This is a genomic window from Xanthomonas cassavae CFBP 4642, assembly GCF_000454545.1.
Lineage (GTDB): Bacteria > Pseudomonadota > Gammaproteobacteria > Xanthomonadales > Xanthomonadaceae > Xanthomonas > Xanthomonas cassavae.
The window spans coordinates 5170286-5186984 of sequence record NZ_CM002139.1 but is presented as its reverse complement, the minus strand read 5'-3'; the positions used below and the strand labels follow the sequence as shown (position 1 = coordinate 5186984).

The following is a 16699-nucleotide window of genomic DNA, read 5'->3' as shown; positions in this document are numbered from 1 at the left end:
CGCCGCCTCACCGCGGCGGCTCCCCGACGGAGCCCATGCCATGCACGACGACAGCACCCTGCAGACCCTGCTCGCTCCGGTCAGCGACGACGCGCCGGCCGGCCCGGACCTGGAGTACGACCCGGACTTCCTGCGCCTGGAGCGCGAGGCGGCCATCCGCGCCGAGCGCAGCCTGGGCGACAGTGTCATCGCCGCCGAAGAGCCCGACTGGGACAGGGTGCAGACGCTGGCGCTGGAGCTGAGCCGGCGCAGCCGCGACCTGCGCGTGGCAGGCCGGCTCGGCGCGGCCTGCCTGCGCTTGCGCGGGCTGCCCGGCTGGGCCGACACCCTGGCGCTGATCCACGGCCTGCTGGAGCAGCATTGGGACAGCGTGCACCCGCAACTGGATGCCGACGACGACAACGACCCCACCTCGCGCGTCAATGCCCTGGTCGGTCTGAGCGATCCCATGGGCCTGCTCGGTGCGCTGCGCACCACTGCGTTCGTGCAGTCGCCGCGGCTGGGCCGTTTCAGCCTGCGCGACCTGCGCGTGGCCAACGGCAGCATCAAGCTAGCCGACGGGCAGAGCGGCCCGAGCCTGGCCGAGATCGAAGCCTGCTGCCTGGACTGCGCGCCCGAGACGCTGGCCGCCTCCGCCCAGGCCATCACCGATGCGCTGACGCGCACGCGTGCGATCGACGCCCTGCTGACCGAACGCCTGGGCATTGCCGCGCCGGACCTGCGCGCGCTGCTGACCGACCTGCGCGAGCTGGAGCGCTTCGTGCTGCCGCAGTGGCAGGCCCGCGACGGCGATGCCCCGACCGACATGCTCGAGGCCCACGCCGCGCCGGCAGGCGAGGGCAGCGCCACGGTGGCCGGCAGCGCCCGCCCGCCCGGCGCCATTGCCGGCCCGGACGATGTGCTGCGCCGCCTGGACGAGATCTGCGCCTACTATGCGCGCTGCGAGCCTTCCAGCCCGGTCCCGATGCTGCTGCGCCGCGCGCAGCGCCTGGTGGGCTGCGACTTCCTGGCCTTGATGAAGGAACTGGCCCCGGCCGGCATCGACGACCTGCAACGCGTCACCGGCCCGCTGGACAACGGCTGAGCCCTGCGCCCAGCGACGTCAGATGCGGGAAACCCGCATCGGCGTTACCCGTCACTGACAAGCTCCGGCTCACCGGAACCAGACGGCCATCGCAACCACACAAGCCGCCCAAGGCCGGCATCGCCGGCACGAGCGGCTGGCAAAGCCGCCGTGCTTACGCTCTACGATTCCCGATTCCCGATTCCCGATTCCCGAATCCCGATTCCCGAATCACCAGCTATACAGCTGCCAATACACCTTGTTGACCTTGTCCTTCTCCGCGTCGGTATGCCCGTCGTGGTCGCGGTCGTACAGGAAATACGGCGCGCCGCGTGCCGGCGTGACCCGCACCATTTCCAGCTGACCGTTGACGCGGTATTCGTCCACCTTGTCGCCATTGCCCATGGTCTTGCTGGTGACATCGGCACCGGCCGGGACCCCGTCACCGCCAACGCCGCCGGAGGTGGTGGCACAGCCGCCAAGCAGCAGCAGCGGCAACAGCAAAAGACGTGCTCTCTTCATCGTGATGGTCCGTGTGAGGTCGCCGCCGAGTATGCGCTGGCCGGGTGTGGCGTGGGCGTGCAGCGTAGAATCACTGCATGAGCAGATTAGTCCTGATCGACGGGTCCAGTTACCTGTATCGCGCGTTCCACGCGCTTCCGCCGCTGACCAATGCCCAGGGCGAGCCCACCGGCGCCTTGTTCGGCGTGGTCAACATGTTGCGCGCCACCTTGAAGGAGCGCCCGGCCTACGTCGCGTTCGTGGTGGATGCGCCCGGTAAAACATTCCGCGATGACTTGTATGCCGACTACAAGGCCAACCGCCCGTCGATGCCCGACGACCTGCGCGCGCAGGTGCAGCCGATGTGCGACATCGTGCATGCGCTGGGTATCGACATCCTGCGCATCGACGGCGTGGAAGCGGACGATGTGATCGGCACGCTGGCGCTGCAGGGCGCCGCCGCCGACCTTGCCGTCACCATCTCCACCGGCGACAAGGACTTCGCGCAGCTGGTGCGCCCGGGCATCGAACTGGTCAACACCATGAGCGGCAGCCGCATGGATTCGGACGAGGCGGTGATCGCCAAGTTCGGCGTGCGCCCCGACCAGATCGTGGACCTGCTGGCGCTGATGGGCGATGCCATCGACAACGTGCCCGGCGTGGAAAAGTGCGGCCCCAAGACCGCCGCCAAATGGCTGGCCGAATACGACTCGCTCGATGGGGTGATCGCCAACGCCGACAAGATCAAGGGCAAGATCGGCGACAACCTGCGCGCCGCCTTGCCGCGGCTGCCGCTCAACCGCGAACTGGTCACCATCAAGACCGACGTGACCCTGGCCAGCGGCCCGCGCGCGCTGGACCTGCGCGAGCCCAACAGCGAAACGCTGGCCGCGCTGTATGCGCGCTACGGCTTCAGCCAGGCGCTGCGCGAACTGGGTGGCGCCGCTGCCGGCGTGCAGACCGAAGCGATGGCGGTGGCCCGCACCGAACCTGGCCGCGCCCGCGGTACCGGCTTCGTCTCCGGCCCGGTCAGCGCGCCGGTGGATATCGATCCCGCACTGGCCGCACCTGGTCAGTACGAGACCATCCTGACCCAGGAGCAGCTCGACAGCTGGATCGCGCGCCTGCGCACCGCCGGCCAGTTCGCCTTCGATACCGAAACCGACAGCCTGGATGCCCTGCAGGCCAACCTGATCGGGCTCAGCGTCGCCGCCGAGCCCGGCCAGGCCGCCTACCTGCCGTTCGGCCACGACTTCCCCGGTGCCCCGGCCCAGCTCGATCGCACCCAGGCGCTGGCGCAGCTGGCGCCGCTGCTCACCGACCCGGCCGTGCGCAAGCTCGGCCAGCACGGCAAGTACGACCTGCACGTGATGCGCCGCCATGGCGTGGAGCTGGCCGGCTATGCCGACGACACCCTGCTGGAAAGCTTCGTGCTCAATTCCGGCAGCGCCCGCCACGACATGGACAGCCTGGCCAAGCGCTACCTGGGCTACGACACCGTCAAGTACGAAGACATCTGCGGCAAGGGCGCCAAGCAGATTCCCTTCGCCCACGTCAGCCTGGAAGACGCCACCCGCTACGCTGCCGAAGACGCCGACATCACCCTGCGCCTGCACCGCGTGCTCGGCCCCAGGCTGGCCGCCGAGCCGGGCCTGGAGCGCGTCTACCGCGAGATCGAGATGCCGCTGGTGGAAGTACTGGCGCGCATCGAAGCCAATGGCGTGTGCGTGGACGCGGCCGAACTGCGCCGCCAGAGCGCGGACCTGTCCAAGCGCATGCTCGCCGCCCAGCAGAAGGCCACCGAGCTGGCCGGGCGCAGCTTCAACCTGGATTCGCCCAAGCAACTGCAGGCGCTGCTGTTCGACGAGCTCAAGCTGCCCGCCGTGGTCAAGACGCCCAAGGGCCAGCCCTCGACCAACGAAGAGGCGCTGGAAGCCATTGCCGACCAGCACGAGCTGCCGCGGGTGATCCTGGAATACCGCGGCCTGGCCAAGCTGCGCAGCACCTACACCGACAAGCTGCCGGAAATGATCCACCCGCATTCCGGGCGCGTGCACACCAGCTACCACCAGGCCGGCGCCGCCACCGGGCGGTTGTCCTCGTCCGATCCCAACCTGCAGAACATCCCGATCCGCACCGAAGACGGCCGCCGCATCCGCCGCGCCTTCGTCGCCCCGGCCGGGCGCAAGCTGATCGCCTGCGACTACTCGCAGATCGAGCTGCGCATCATGGCGCACCTGTCCGGCGACCCGGGTCTGGTCGGTGCGTTCGAGTCCGGCGCCGACGTGCACCGCGCCACCGCAGCGGAAGTGTTCGGCCGCACCATCGACGCCGTCAGCGGGGATGAGCGCCGCGCCGCCAAGGCGATCAACTTCGGCCTGATGTACGGCATGAGCGCCTTCGGCCTGGCCCGCCAGCTCGGCATCGGCCGTGGCGAGGCGCAGGACTACATCGCGCTGTACTTCAGCCGCTATCCGGGCGTGCGCGACTTCATGGAAACCACGCGCCAGCAGGCGCGCGACAAGGGCTACGTGGAGACCGTGTTCGGCCGCCGCCTGTATCTGGACTTCATCAACGCCGGCAGCCAGGGCCAGCGTGCTGGTGCCGAGCGCGCCGCCATCAACGCCCCGATGCAGGGTACCGCTGCGGACATCATCAAGCGTGCGATGGTCCGCGTGGATGGCTGGATCGCCGACCACGCGCAACGCGCGAAGATGATTCTGCAGGTGCACGATGAGCTGGTGTTCGAAGCAGACACCGATTTCGTCGACACGCTGCTGGCCGAAGTCACCACGCGCATGGCGGCTGCCGCCGAGTTGCGCGTGCCATTGGTGGTGGATTCGGGCATCGGCGATAACTGGGATGAGGCGCACTGACGCAGCCTCGCGCGCTGATATGCTGAATGCGCAGGCCAGCCATACAATACGCGGACATAATCCGAATTCGGCCGATTTGAGGGAATGAATAACCGCTAAATTCTACATTTTTTTAACAGTTATCTTCACGATCCATCAATGTGGAAAATGGTGTTATATCCCTCGACGGGCGCAACGCCTGTCGGCAGATCTCTCCCATCCCCTGGAGTAGATCTCGGAACGGAAACTCCTCCCCAAGTTTCCGTTCCCTGGCCCCGCCGACCTCCCCCTGGTCTGCGGGGCTTTTTTATTGCGCGCGCTTCAAGATTCCAGATGCGTAGTGCGCAATGCACCACAGCGCATCGGATCCCGTTCGCCGCACTTAATCACAAATTTAAATGGCAACGATTAATTCATTCAATCAACACAGCGTTTCACTTGCCCAATTCAGGTCTAACTGCAGAGATATGTGAAGACAGTGGATCGCAATTGAGGAAATACCGGGCAGCAAGTCGATATCTGCCACAGCGATAACGCTCGGCCATCTACCCCGCGACGCTATCTAGCCGCACTGTCGTGTGCGAAAGGGCCGAAGTACGCGCACCGGCTGGCCTGCCTGGCGCAGGCGGCTGGCCGCATCGCGCAGCAACTCGCCCGGATGCGCGCCACCGATTCAGCCCAGCCAGTCGCGTGGAACCAGATAGTCCAGCAGGCGTGCCTCGGCGCTGCCGGGCTCGGCGCTGTAGCCGTATTCCCAGCGCACCCGCGGCGGCAGGCTCATCAGGATGCTCTCGGCGCGCCCTCCGCTCTGCAGCCCGAACAGGGTGCCGCGGTCGTAGACCAGGTTGAACTCCACGTAGCGCCCACGGCGGTACAGCTGAAACTCGCGCTCGCGCTCGCCGAATGCGGTGTCCTTGCGGCGCTGCACCAGCGGCATGTAGGCATCCAGGAAGCCATTGCCCACTGCCTGCTGGTAGGCGAAGTCGCGCTCGAAGTCCTGGCCCAGGTCGTCGAAGAACAGCCCGCCAACGCCGCGGGTTTCGTTGCGGTGGCGCAGGAAGAAGTACTCGTCGCACCAGCGTTTGTGCGCGGCGTAGCGTTCTTCGCCGAACGGGGCGCACAGCGTCTGCGCGGTGCGGTGCCAGTGCTGCACATCCTCATCCACCGGGTAGAACGGCGTCAGATCGAAGCCGCCGCCGAACCATGCGGCCACCAGCTCGCCATCGCGCTCGGCGCGGAAGTAACGCACGTTCATATGCGTGGTCGGCACGTGCGGGTTGTGCGGATGGAACACCAGCGACACCCCGCAGGCGCGCCAGGTGGCTCCCGCCAGTTCGGGGCGGTGAGCGCTGGCCGAAGGCGGCAGGCGGGTGCCGGAGACGTCCGAAAAACCGATGCCGGCCTGTTCGAACACGGCGCCATCGCGCAGGATGCGGGTGCGCCCACCACCACCTTCCTCGCGCTGCCACACGTCTTCGGAGAAGCGCGCTCGTCCATCGGCGGCTTCCACCGCGGCGCAGATACGGTCCTGCAGGTCGGTCAGATAATCGCGTACACGGTCGAATTCGTTCATGGCCTCAATTCTAAGCCGTGCACTGCGGCGCGTGCGTCCGCCCGCACGCGCCAGTTTGTCGCAGGGCGATGCGTAGAGTGCCCGCCCTGACGGGTTCGGTCAGCGGAACTCGGCGCGCACCGTCGGCGTGCACAGCCGCCAGGCCAGTGCCGCGTGCACGCCGCCGATCGCCAGTGCGCCCAGCCCGGTCAGGACCAGCGCCATCTGACGGGTGGCCTGCAGACGCGCCTGCATCTGCGGCCAGTCGGGGCTGTTGGACAGGTCGGCCGGCAGCATCGCCTGCACGCCGTCGAACAGCGGCCCGATCACTGCCAGCCCACCGAAGTTCAGCAGCCCGGTGGCGAGCAGCACCGCCACGAAACCGATCCGCGCCCATTCGCGGCGCTGCAGCAGCGCCCAGCTCAGCCAGGTAAATACCAGCGAGAGCACCGCGCCAAGCACCGACAGCGACATCGCGTGGTCGATCAGCCATTGCCAGGAGTGCGGCATGGTCATGCCGGCGGGCAACGCAAGCGCGGTGGCATCGGGCACTGCCACCAGCACTACGACCTGGAACAGATTGGCCAGCGCACTGACCACGCCCAGCAGCAGCGACACCCAGGCCAGCGGCGCCACGAACCCGCCGCGTGGCTGCAACGATGTGCGCAGTGGGGCATTCATTGCAGCCAGGCAATATGGGCCGCCACCGCCGCCTGCCCGGACGGGTCCAGCGCGGGCTGCAGCTGTGCATACCAGCCGGGCAGGGCCTGCGCCGGCAGGCATTCGCGCAGCAACGGCGTGCTGCGTTCCAGGAACGCGTCCAGGAATGGCAGGCCGCGCACATAGAGAAAATGGCTGTCGGTGATCGACATGCCCGCATAGGCCTCGCGCAGCCATTCCAGATGCGGAAGGGCATGCGCGCCATGGCCGGCGCGGGTCAGCGCGGTCAGGAAGCTGGTACGCGCGGCGGCCGGGGAGGTCGAGCGTTCCTGCGCATTGAGATCGTCGAAGGTCAGCAGCCACTGCTCACCGCGTGCGATCTCGTTGCACATCACCGCTGTGGTGGCCAACTGCAACGCGTTGTGCGCGGTGGGCTCCAGTTCGTACAGCGCCAGCCAATGCGGATAGGCCTCGCGGTAGCGGTCCAGTGCACTCAGCGACAACGCGCATAGCCGTTGTGCGTCGGCCCCTGCCTGCAGCTGCACCTGCGCGGCGTGATAGGCGCCAACGTGGTCGCCACGCTGGAATGCGGCCAGCGCAGGCTGCAGGGCCGGATCGATATCGACCGCCGTCCCTGCGTTCTCTTCGACAGCGGCGGACGCCACGGTGGGCTCGGTGCGCGGCGTCTGCGCCGCGGCGGTCCTGCGTCCAAACAAACGGTCCCACAGGCCCATCGCGTCTCCTCGTGTGCGCCATAGCGTCGTTGGTCATCGCCACTACGCCCGCGGCGCACCGGGCATGCGGCAGGCCGGTACAGCGCGGCGCAAACGCAGCATCGCGCTGCCGATCCTGGCGCCAAGCTTAGAGCCGCTGGCGTACGGACAGGTGAGCGCATGGCAACGAGGCATCCGGCGGCACGGCACTCGCGGCCGGCCTGTACGTCTGCGCGGGCCACGTTGCACGGGCAAACGAGGGCAGTGCTGGTCCAAGCAGTCCGATACCTGCCTGGCCTGTACCGCAGGCGTGGCTTCTTGCGTGAATCGCCACAGCTGCAGACGCGACGGCGCGTTCCTTCAGCACCCGCTGCGCCCATCTCGCAATGGGTGCCGCATCCGGTTAGCGCTGCGGCTTCACCTGTTCGTTGAACAGCTTGAGGATGCGCTTGTACTCGTCCAGCCACGCGTCGGCGCGGGTAAAGCCGTGGCGTTCCAGCGGATAGGGCGCCACCTGCCAGTTGTCCTTGTGCAACTCGATCAGCTTCTGCGTCATGTCCACCGAGTCCTTGAAGAACACGTTGTCGTCGATCATGCCGTGGGCGATCAGCAGATGGTCCTGCAGCCCGTCGGCGTAGTTGATCGGCGAGGAGGTCTTGTAGGCCTGCGGGTCGAGCTCGGGCGTGTTGAGGATGTTGGAGGTGTACTCGTGGTTGTACTGCATCCAGTCGCCCACTGGCCGCAGCGCCGCGCCGGCCTTGAAGGTGCCGGGGCTGCGGAACAGCGCCATGTAGGTCATGAAACCGCCGTAGGAACCGCCATAGATGCCGGCGCGATTGCGATCGCCCTGCTTGGTCGCTACCAGCCAGTCCAGACCGTCCAGATAATCCTCCAGCTCCGGATGTCCCATGTTGCGGTAGATCGCGGTGCGCCAATCGCGGCCGTAGCCTTCGGAGGCGCGATAGTCCAGATCCAGCACGATATAGCCCTGCTGCACCAGCAGGTTGTGGAACATCTGCTCGCGGAAATACGGTGTGTAGCGCTGCGAGACGTTCTGCAGGTAGCCGGCGCCATGCACGAACATCACGATCGGATACTGCTTGCCCGGCTCGGGCGTCTGCGGGCCGTAGTACTTGCCCCAGACCGTGCCGGCGCCGTGTTTGGAGGGCACCTGCACGTATTGCGGCGCGATCCACGTTTGCGCCTTGAAGGCCGGTGTGCGCGTATCGGTGAGCACGCTGACCTGGCCGCCGGCGGCCGGCACCACCGCCAGTTGCGGTGGCAGATACGCGCCGGAGTAACGCACCAACAACTGCTGCCCGTTCGGCGACAGGCTGAAGCCTTCCACGCCAGTCAAGGCGGTCACTTCGGTGAGCTGATCGGTGCGCAGGTCGAGCTTGCACACTTCGTAGTCGCCCGGCCACTTCTGGTTGCACAGGAAGTACATGCCGCTGCCATCGGCATTGGGCACCGGCATCGACACTTCCCACTTGCCCCGCGTGCGCTGACGCGGCTTGCCGTTGTCTTCCACCGTGTACAGCTGCGAATAGCCGGATTCTTCCGACAGCAGCCACAGCGTGCGGTTGTCGGGCAGCCAGCCAAAATCGTTGAAGTCCCAATTGATCCAGGCGCCATCGCTCAGCCGATGACGCGGCTGCAGCTTGGCCGCGTCCAGATCCACGCTGGCGATCCAGCGGTCCTTGTTGTCGGTGGCGCGGATTTCCACCGCCACGTTGCGGCCGTCGTCGCTCCAGTGCACCGCCGGACCGCTGCCATCGCCATCGCTTTCCACCCGCACCGCGCGGTTGCCCTTGAGCGCATCGCGCTTGGCGGCCTTGCGCAGGCTGGCCAGCGGATCGGTGGCGATGCCCGGCAGCGCGTCGAACGAGAGCTGCCGCGCGCTGCCGGCGGTGACGTCCACCAGCCACAGCGCGTGCGCGACCGGCGCGTTGCGACCTACGCGGGTACGCACTTCCTGGAATTGCTCGTAACCGGATTCGGTCACGTACTTGGGCATCTTGCCGGCCTGGCCCTCTTCGGCATTCTTGGCCTGGGTGACCACCAGCAGGTGGCGGCCGTCCGGCGACAAGGCGCTGTCGACGATCTCGACCTCATCGCCCAGGTACACCGGCGCGGCGGCGCGGGTGGCATCGGCACGGCGCCAGGCGTCTTCCTGGGTGCGCAGCGCATCGCGTTGTTCGCGGTCGTGCCGCAGCGTCGCCAGCGTGGCCAGCTGCTGCTCGCGCAACGTATCAGCCTTGGGTGCGGCATTGGGGTCGCGCTCGGCCTTGACCACGGCGACCTGCGCGGTGCCGCCATCGGCGCGCCAGTAGTACCAGTTGTTGCCCGCACGCCAGATCGCACCGCCATCGCTGGCGAATTGCGGGCGCGATTCGACCTCGTTGCTGCGGGTCAGCTGGGTGAGCGCGCCCGAGCGCAGATCGCGCAGGAAGATGTCGCCGTTGCGCGCGAACAGCATGCGCTGGCGGGTGGCGTCATAGCTGGGGTTTGCGGCATCCAGGCCGGCACGTGCGGTATCGGCGACGCGTTCGGCGGCGGCACCGTCGATGCTCTGGCGGTAGGTGTCGCGTACCGGGTTGCCGTCGCGCTTGAGCAGGTATTGCACCTGTTTGCCGTCCCACTGCCACCACGCCTGCTCGACCGACGGCCCGATCCAGTCCGGATCGGCCATCACCTGTTCGATGGTGAGCGGTGCGGCGGACTGCGCATGCGCAGTGGCGGCCAGCAGCAGGAGGGTCAGTGGCAACAGTCTGGGCATCGGAGACAACGGGACGCAACGGAGAGCAGGCAAGCCTAGCAGCTCGCCCGCGCGAGGGGCTTGGGCCACAGGTCATGCGTGGGCTGCGTTTGGCGATGACATGCAATGAGGCTAGTGAGGCGAGCGCGACCATTGTGGGCACTCGCAGCGATAGATGCCACTGCGGTAGGCGTGCTGCGCTACGTCGCGCCATGGCCTGCATCGGAGGATATGCAACGGTGCGAAAAGTGACTGCTTCAGTGTGGCCTGCCGGGCCCACGGCTCGCGATGTTGCATTGCACGCGATGCGCTGCGTTGCGCCAGACAATCGTCAGCGGCGGAATCGGAAAGAATCCACAACCCTGCAAGCTTGCATGGCGACTGGCGACTACTCTGCACGTGCTGCAGAAGTCCTGCGCGCGGCGTGATGGACCGCGTATTGATGATTGCTAGAAGATGGAGCGCACATGCAGAAACCGATCGCGTGCGCCGGTATCAGGGGTCAGCGACGCCGCTGCCGCGAGGCTTCTGGATCAGTACCGTCGGTGTCTGGTGCGGTATCAAACAGCCGTGCAAAGCCGTTCGTCGCTGCCGTCCGCACTCGCCGCCGCAGTGGTGCCTGTAATGTCGGGCAGCCACCCCTGGACGCGCGTTGGTGGGGATGCAAGTCGACATCGCAATCGACCGCCAGGATGCCGGCTCGCATCATTCCGGCAGACGGCCGTGCGCAGGTGCTGACTCATCGACAGCGACGCTGGCGTCAACGCCAACGCCAACGTGAATTCCAATTCCAATTCCTGCACGGCACGCGCTACTGGGCGAGGTTCGCCAGTGCCTCTGGCCCTGCGCGCCGCTGCCGTCCTGCGCTTGGATACCGCGCCTGGCCGCGATGGCTGCAGTGCAGCGCTGCCGCACCAGCGACCGGGAAGTTCCCGACTTGCCAGCGGCCCGGGCGGCGGCCAAGCTAGCGCGCTTTTGCGATTGTCGATACACATGCCCAGCCTGCCTGCTTCTGCTGTTTCCCACCCCATGGCCATCGGCGCGCCTGGCCGCCCGCTGGCGTGGCGCGCGGGGCAGTCGGTCGATCTGGCAACCTTCATCGCGCACGTGCACGGACTGGCGCAGCAGCTGCCCGACGGGCGCCATGCGGTGAACCTGTGCGAAGACCGCTACCGGTTCATGGTGGCCTTCTATGCCTGCGCGTTGCGCGGGCAGGTGTCGCTGCTGCCGTCCTCGCGCGCGCCGGCCGTGGTCGGCGAGGTGCAGGCGCGGCACGCCGATGCCTATTGCCTGGGCGATCTGGCGCTGGAGCTGGTGCCGCCACGCTACTGGCAACTGCCCACCGAGCTGCCACAAGCCGACGGCCCGATACCGCAACTGGCCGACGACGCCCTGGTGGCGATCGGTTTCACCTCCGGCAGCACTGGCAGCCCGCAGCCCAATCCCAAGACCTGGGGCAGCTTCCTGACCAGTACCCGGCAGGATCTGGTTGCGCTGCAAGGCCTGTGGGCGCACACCGACGCGGTGCCGCACGTGGTGGCCACGGTGCCGCCGCAGCACATGTACGGCATGGAATTGTCGGTGCTGCTGCCGATGGTGACCACGCTGGCGGTGCACGCCGGCCGGCCGTTTTTTCCGGACGATGTGGCACGCGCGTTGTCGGAGGTTCCGGAGCCGCGCGTGCTGGTGACCACGCCCGTGCATCTGCGCGCGCTGGTCGAATCGGGCGTGGTGTTGCCGCCGCTGGTCGGCATCGTTTCGGCCACTGCACCGCTGGCGCAGGAGATCGCGGCGGCGGCCGAAGCGCGCTTCGGCGGCGAAGTCCGCGAGATGTTCGGCTCCACCGAAACCTGCGTATTTGCGGTGCGCCGCACCGCGCTGGAGGCCGCATGGACGCCGCTGCCGGGCGTACGCTTGGAAACCCAAGCTGCCGGCACGCTGGTCCATGCGCCGCATCTGGCCTGGCCGGTGTTGCTGGCCGACATGATGGACGTTGCAGAAGACGGCCGTTTCCAGGTGCGCGGGCGCCAGGCCGATCTGCTGGAAATCGCCGGCAAACGCGCCTCGCTGGCCGATCTCACCTGCCGCCTGCTCGCCATCCCCGGCGTGGTCGACGGCATCATGGTGCAACTGGCACCGGAGTCCGGGCACGCCGTCGGCCGCATCGCCGCACTGGTGGTCGCCCCGTCCCTGGACGAGGAGCAGATCCTCGCCGCCCTGCGCGTCAGCGTCGACCCGGTATTCCTGCCGCGCCGCCTGCGCAAGCTCGCGGTGTTGCCACGCAACGAAACCGGCAAGCTGCCGCGTGATCTGGTGCTGGGCCTGCTCAACGGCTGAGCAGTACACGCGCAGCTGCGCCGTGGAGCGCGCATCCTGCGTGCCGGTCATCCAGGTGTTGGATGCGCGCAGAGATAACGCGAAAACTACGCCAGCAGATGGGTGCGTTGCAGCGCGTCCAGTGTTGCTTCGACCGGATATGTCAGGCCATTGCGATCGGCGCAACGCGCTGCCGCCGTGTCGGCTGCATCCAGGCGCGCGCGGTCGTGGGGTGCCAGTTGGTCTTCGAATGTTTCCTGCGTAAAATCCAGATCGCCAGGCGTCATCGACCTGGCCTGTCCGGATGGACACGCGGTATCGGTTTGCGCGGCCAGCGCCTCGAATGCCGGCCCGATGAACCGCTGTGGGCTGCTCGGTACAGCTGCGGCCAATACGATCGCAAGCAACAGCGTGGTGGTTTCCGCACGCGCGTCGGGTCGAAGGCCAGCTCAAAAGCGGCGAGATGTCTGCGTTTGTCAGCCGATGGCCACGGCGGCCTGGACGGCCTGGGCGGAACGGGCCACAGCGTCACCGACCAGGAATGTGCGGGGTCGGGTCCCTGGCGCGTTGCGCCATGCCTCGGGACGAGCGTTACCGCGCCGCAGGCGGCAGCTGCGGCAACCGGGGTTTAGCCATGCACCCCATCGATCTCCACCGCCAGCTCGTCGCGGCAGATCACCGCGTGCAGCAGCAGGCGCGGCACCGCATCGCCGAAGCGCGCATCCAGGGCGTGTGCGACCTTGGCCAGGTCGTCCTGCTCGCGCACATACACCTTCAGCCGGGTGCCGGCGCCGAACTGCGCGGGCAATGCAGGTGCATGCGCACGTGCAGCACCGAGCAGCGCATCGAAATTGGCGAAGGTTTCTTCCAGTTGCGCCAGCAATTGGCCGGTATGCATCGAGGCATGCCCGACCACGGCGGCGGTGCCCGAGAGCAGCAGCGGCATGTCGCTGCCGGCCGGAGGAATCATGGCGCGCGCAAAGCTCGGCGGCTGCGGGCCGTACTGACGCGGGTAGTGGTAGGCGCTGACCTGGCGCGGATTTTCCAACGGGGTGCCGGCATCGGCGGCGGCCAGCCAGTAGATCTGGATGATGCGTTCGGCATCGCAACGGCCCACCGCGGTAGCGGCCGGTAGCCGCGCGGTGTCGAACGCGCCCAGCCCACGCGCGCGACCCACGCAGAACTGACGGTAACGCTCGCGATCGCCGCTGCCCAGGGTGATGGCATCCAGGTAGTTCCAGATGCGCAGCAGGCGCGGGGTGTCGCTTCCGCTGACGAAGGCGGTGATCTCGGCATAGGCCTTGGCGGCGGCGTCTTCGATATCGACATCCCGCTCGTCGATTTCGATCACGCCGAACTGCAGGCGGCCGTCGCTGGACCAGGCGATGTTGCCATCGCGGCCGCTACGCACCGGCGCATCGGTACGCCACACTTCCAGCATATCGGCCTGGTACGGCTGCAGCGGCACACGCAGATAGCGCGGGTCGTGCAGGTGTGGCGCAGTTGTGCCAAAGCCGAATACCGCCAGCACCTGCTGATCGGTCAGTAGCGCGGCCGGATCGGTCTGGTCGACGTAATCGACCTGCAGGCGGGGGTGGCGCAGTGGCTGCGCGGTGTGGGCCGGGGAAGCGGTCATTGACTGTCTCGTTGCAGGGTGTCGCCGTCAAAATCCAGCCTGGCCTGGCGTCGACGCAGGCGCCACGAGTGCCAGGCACGCGGCAGCATCGACAGCGTGGTGAGTGCATAAATGGCGCGGAATGCCCGTAGGCGCAGGCGGACCTTGGGGCTGTCGAACACATCGCCAGCCAGCATTGCCACTACCGCCTGCTCCAGCTGCCAGGTGTTCTGCGGCTGCGCGAACAGGGTGCGCATGGTCGGCGAGGTGAAGCGGTAGATGAACCACTTGAACTCGTCGATGCCGCGGTTGAGCTCACGCTGCAGGGTGCGCTGCAGCCTGGCTTCGTGCTGCGGCGCGCGCAGCGCCGCGTCCACCATGGCTGCGCCGCGTTCGGCGCTGTGCATGGCCAGGAACACGCCGGAGGAGAACATCGGGTCGACGAAGGTATAGGCATCGCCCAGCATCAGCCAGCGCGGCCCGGCCATGCGCGTGCATTCGTAGGCGTAGTTGCCGGTAGCATGCACCGGCGCCACCCGCTGCGCATCGGCCATGCGCTCGGTGACTTCGGGGTTGAGCGCCAGCGTGCGCATCAAAAACCCCTCGCTGTCGCCCTTGCGGGTCTTCATGTATTCCGGGTAACAGACCGCGCCCACGCTCATGATGTCGTCGGGGAGCGGAATCAGCCACATCCAGCCATGCGCGTGCCGGTAGATGCTGATGTTGCCGGCATCCTCTCCCGGCCGCCGGGAAACGCCGCGGAAATGGCTGAAGAGTGCTGCGGATTGGTGCTTGGCATTGGCGCGTTTGAGCTTGAGCCGGTTGCCCAGGAACGTGTCGCGGCCACTGGCATCGAGCAGGTAACGCGGACGGAATTGCTGGATCCGGCCGTCGGCCGTGCGCGCCTGTAGCAGCGGTTGGTCGCCGTCCAGGTCCACCTGTTCGACGGTGACCTGCTCGCGCGCGTCCACCCCGACTGCCCGCGCGCGCTTGAACAGCACCTCGTCGAACTGCGCGCGCGGCACCTGGAAGGCGAAGTCGGCCTTGGCGTTAAGCGCGTGGGAAAAGCGGAACGTGTTGTAGCCGCCGGCGTCGTTGGGAAAATCCGCGCCGCGCTTGAGCACACCGATGCTGCGGACCTGATCCAGCACGCGCAGGCGTTCGAGGATCGGCATGTTCATCGGCAGCAGCGATTCGCCGATGTGAAAGCGCGGATGCTGTGCCTTCTCCAGCAGTGTCACCGTCCAGCCGAGCTCGGCCAGTACGATTGCCGCAGCGCAGCCAGCCGGTCCGCCGCCAACGATCACTACGTCCGGACACTCCGGTCCAGGGGCCGGCCCGGCTGCCGGCGTGGCGGTCGGGATGGGGCGAACAACGGCGGAAGTCATCCTGGAACGAACCTGCAGCGGGCGAGCGTCATGCAGTCATGATAGCCTGTCCGGCAGCCCGGGCATCTGTCTGGCTGCCGAGATCACGCTTGACCACCACCGCAAGGACAGGACGATCGCCGGTGCGCCGCGGGACGCGCTCGGACGCGACAGGTACGACCACGTACACTGCCGGCTCGATGCGCCGCGTGCACCAGACTGGTTGCGCGCTGTCGATTGCCTGCTCCGACGCCTGCCCGACCCTCACCCTGGAACTTTCTGGATGTCCTCGCAAACCGCTGCCGAACGTGAACTGGCCGAACTCCTGGTCGAAGGCCTGAACCTGGAAGACGTCCAACCCGCCGACATCGATCCGGAGGCGCCGCTGTTCAACACCGGCCTGGGCCTGGACTCGATCGATGCACTGGAACTGGCGCTGGCGATCAGCAAGCGCTACGGCTTCCAGTTGCGCTCGGACAACGACGAGAACCGTCGCATCTTCGCGTCGCTGCGCGCATTGTCGGCGCATGTTGAAGCCAACAAGACCGTCTGAGGTTCCGACCGCTGCGGCCAGTGACCCGCCGCCGTGGGTGCTGGGCGTAGGCGTCCTTCTGGCGGTGGCGTACTCGCCGCTGGCGCATTGGGCCAACGCCAGCCATCGCCCCGAACTGGCCGTGATCGCCGGCGCCACGTTGGTGCTGATGGTGTTGATCGAACCGTTGGTGGCGCGGCGGCCATGGGCCTGGGGCCTGGGCGTGCTGATCCTGGTCGGCCTGGGCGCATTGTGGCACTCGCCGTACGCCGTGCTGCTGCTGGCCGCACCGCCGGTGGTGTTCACCGGCTGGGTGGCCTGGTTCTTCGGGCGCAGCCTGCGACGCGGGCGCACGCCGCTGATCGCCCGTATCGTCGAAGGGCTGTACCAGCAGGCCGGGATGCCGATCACGCCCGAGCAGTACCGCTATACGCGCAGGCTCACCCTGGCCTGGGCGCTGCTGCTGTGCGGGCTGACCCTGGTCAACCTGGTGCTGGGGCTGTGCGCCGAACCCAGTGGCGTGCTGGCGCAGCTGGGCTATGCCTCGCCGTTGCCGATCAGCGATGCGCGCGCCTCGTTGTTCGCCAATTTGCTGGTGTACGGCGTGGTTGGCGGGTTCTTCGTTGGGGAATATCTATTGCGCGGGCGCTGGTTTCCCCAGCGTCCCTATCGTAATCTGCCGGACTTCATGCGGCAGATGGCGCGGCTCGGGCCGGCATTCTGGCGCGATTTGCTACGCTGAGGGCGTGGCCCAAGGGCACCGACGT

13 protein-coding genes are annotated in these 16699 nt (G+C 67.3%); 5 read left to right on the top strand and 8 right to left on the bottom strand.

Features of this window, described 5'->3' with window-relative positions:
* Positions 1 to 40 precede the first annotated feature (40 nt).
* A complete protein-coding gene (gene tssA / locus XCSCFBP4642_RS0123135) occupies positions 41 to 1084 on the top strand; it encodes a type VI secretion system protein TssA (RefSeq protein WP_029221871.1) in 1044 nt (347 codons plus the stop codon).
* Between the two features lie 210 nt (positions 1085 to 1294).
* Here tssA and XCSCFBP4642_RS0123130 read toward each other — a convergent pair whose 3' ends face one another.
* On the bottom strand, positions 1295 to 1585 hold the full coding sequence (locus XCSCFBP4642_RS0123130) for a DUF2782 domain-containing protein (protein WP_029221870.1): 291 nt from the start codon (positions 1583 to 1585) through the stop codon (positions 1295 to 1297).
* Between the two features lie 77 nt (positions 1586 to 1662).
* Between XCSCFBP4642_RS0123130 and polA the strand changes: the two genes are divergently transcribed.
* Positions 1663 to 4440 (top strand): DNA polymerase I, encoded by a 2778-nt coding sequence (gene polA, locus XCSCFBP4642_RS0123125; protein ID WP_029221869.1) that lies wholly within the window; start codon positions 1663 to 1665, stop codon positions 4438 to 4440.
* Positions 4441 to 5092: 652 nt separating this feature from the next.
* On the opposite strand, the gene hemF is transcribed toward polA, so the two are convergent.
* From hemF to XCSCFBP4642_RS0123105, 4 genes are all read right to left on the bottom strand, one after another.
* Complete coding sequence (hemF, locus tag XCSCFBP4642_RS0123120) at positions 5093 to 5992, bottom strand: oxygen-dependent coproporphyrinogen oxidase (protein WP_029221868.1); 900 nt, start codon at positions 5990 to 5992, stop codon at positions 5093 to 5095.
* 99 nt (positions 5993 to 6091) lie between these two features.
* The gene (locus tag XCSCFBP4642_RS0123115; RefSeq protein ID WP_029221867.1) at positions 6092 to 6652 is read right to left on the bottom strand and encodes a membrane protein; all 561 of its coding nucleotides are present in this window, start codon (positions 6650 to 6652) and stop codon (positions 6092 to 6094) included.
* A complete protein-coding gene (locus XCSCFBP4642_RS0123110; protein WP_029221866.1) occupies positions 6649 to 7365 on the bottom strand; it encodes a hypothetical protein in 717 nt (238 codons plus the stop codon). Before XCSCFBP4642_RS0123110 ends, XCSCFBP4642_RS0123115 begins: the two co-directional genes overlap by 4 nt.
* A gap of 382 nt (positions 7366 to 7747) precedes the next feature.
* Positions 7748 to 10114 (bottom strand): prolyl oligopeptidase family serine peptidase, encoded by a 2367-nt coding sequence (locus tag XCSCFBP4642_RS0123105; RefSeq protein WP_029221865.1) that lies wholly within the window; start codon positions 10112 to 10114, stop codon positions 7748 to 7750.
* A 981-nt stretch (positions 10115 to 11095) separates the two neighbouring features.
* Here XCSCFBP4642_RS0123105 and XCSCFBP4642_RS0123100 point away from each other — a divergent pair.
* Positions 11096 to 12439 carry an AMP-binding protein gene (locus XCSCFBP4642_RS0123100; RefSeq protein ID WP_029221864.1) on the top strand — a complete coding sequence of 448 codons (1344 nt, stop codon included), beginning with the start codon at positions 11096 to 11098 and terminating at the stop codon, positions 12437 to 12439.
* Between the two features lie 86 nt (positions 12440 to 12525).
* Here the strand turns inward: XCSCFBP4642_RS0123100 and XCSCFBP4642_RS30300 are convergent, their stop codons facing one another.
* The 3 genes from XCSCFBP4642_RS30300 to XCSCFBP4642_RS0123085 form a co-directional block, all read right to left on the bottom strand.
* Positions 12526 to 12705, bottom strand: coding sequence for a hypothetical protein (locus XCSCFBP4642_RS30300; RefSeq protein WP_228325639.1), 180 nt, complete (start codon positions 12703 to 12705; stop codon positions 12526 to 12528).
* 341 nt (positions 12706 to 13046) lie between these two features.
* Positions 13047 to 14054: a chorismate transformation FkbO/Hyg5 family protein gene (locus XCSCFBP4642_RS0123090; protein ID WP_029221862.1), complete on the bottom strand. Its 1008-nt coding sequence runs from the start codon at positions 14052 to 14054 to the stop codon at positions 13047 to 13049.
* On the bottom strand, positions 14051 to 15421 hold the full coding sequence (locus XCSCFBP4642_RS0123085) for an NAD(P)/FAD-dependent oxidoreductase (RefSeq protein ID WP_029221861.1): 1371 nt from the start codon (positions 15419 to 15421) through the stop codon (positions 14051 to 14053). Before XCSCFBP4642_RS0123085 ends, XCSCFBP4642_RS0123090 begins: the two co-directional genes overlap by 4 nt.
* 262 nt (positions 15422 to 15683) lie before the next feature.
* Here XCSCFBP4642_RS0123085 and xanC point away from each other — a divergent pair, with 262 nt between their 5' ends.
* Both xanC and XCSCFBP4642_RS0123075 read left to right on the top strand, forming a co-directional pair.
* The gene (gene xanC / locus XCSCFBP4642_RS0123080; protein WP_029221860.1) at positions 15684 to 15953 is read left to right on the top strand and encodes a xanthomonadin biosynthesis acyl carrier protein XanC; all 270 of its coding nucleotides are present in this window, start codon (positions 15684 to 15686) and stop codon (positions 15951 to 15953) included.
* Between the two features lie 37 nt (positions 15954 to 15990).
* A complete protein-coding gene (locus XCSCFBP4642_RS0123075; protein WP_029221859.1) occupies positions 15991 to 16674 on the top strand; it encodes a COG4648 family protein in 684 nt (227 codons plus the stop codon).
* The last annotated feature ends 25 nt before the right edge of the window (positions 16675 to 16699 follow it).

Excerpts from the sequence above, each read along its gene's own strand:
- tssA (WP_029221871.1), top strand. The coding sequence starts at position 41 with ATGCACGACGACAGCACCCTGCAGACCCTGCTCGCTCCGGTCAGCGAC.
- XCSCFBP4642_RS0123130 (WP_029221870.1), bottom strand. The coding sequence starts at position 1,585 with ATGAAGAGAGCACGTCTTTTGCTGTTGCCGCTGCTGCTGCTTGGCGGC.
- polA (WP_029221869.1), top strand. The coding sequence starts at position 1,663 with ATGAGCAGATTAGTCCTGATCGACGGGTCCAGTTACCTGTATCGCGCG.
- hemF (WP_029221868.1), bottom strand. The coding sequence starts at position 5,992 with ATGAACGAATTCGACCGTGTACGCGATTATCTGACCGACCTGCAGGAC.
- XCSCFBP4642_RS0123115 (WP_029221867.1), bottom strand. The coding sequence starts at position 6,652 with ATGAATGCCCCACTGCGCACATCGTTGCAGCCACGCGGCGGGTTCGTG.
- XCSCFBP4642_RS0123110 (WP_029221866.1), bottom strand. The coding sequence starts at position 7,365 with ATGGGCCTGTGGGACCGTTTGTTTGGACGCAGGACCGCCGCGGCGCAG.
- XCSCFBP4642_RS0123100 (WP_029221864.1), top strand. The coding sequence starts at position 11,096 with ATGCCCAGCCTGCCTGCTTCTGCTGTTTCCCACCCCATGGCCATCGGC.
- XCSCFBP4642_RS30300 (WP_228325639.1), bottom strand. The coding sequence starts at position 12,705 with ATGACGCCTGGCGATCTGGATTTTACGCAGGAAACATTCGAAGACCAA.
- XCSCFBP4642_RS0123090 (WP_029221862.1), bottom strand. The coding sequence starts at position 14,054 with ATGACCGCTTCCCCGGCCCACACCGCGCAGCCACTGCGCCACCCCCGC.
- XCSCFBP4642_RS0123085 (WP_029221861.1), bottom strand. The coding sequence starts at position 15,421 with ATGACTTCCGCCGTTGTTCGCCCCATCCCGACCGCCACGCCGGCAGCC.
- xanC (WP_029221860.1), top strand. The coding sequence starts at position 15,684 with ATGTCCTCGCAAACCGCTGCCGAACGTGAACTGGCCGAACTCCTGGTC.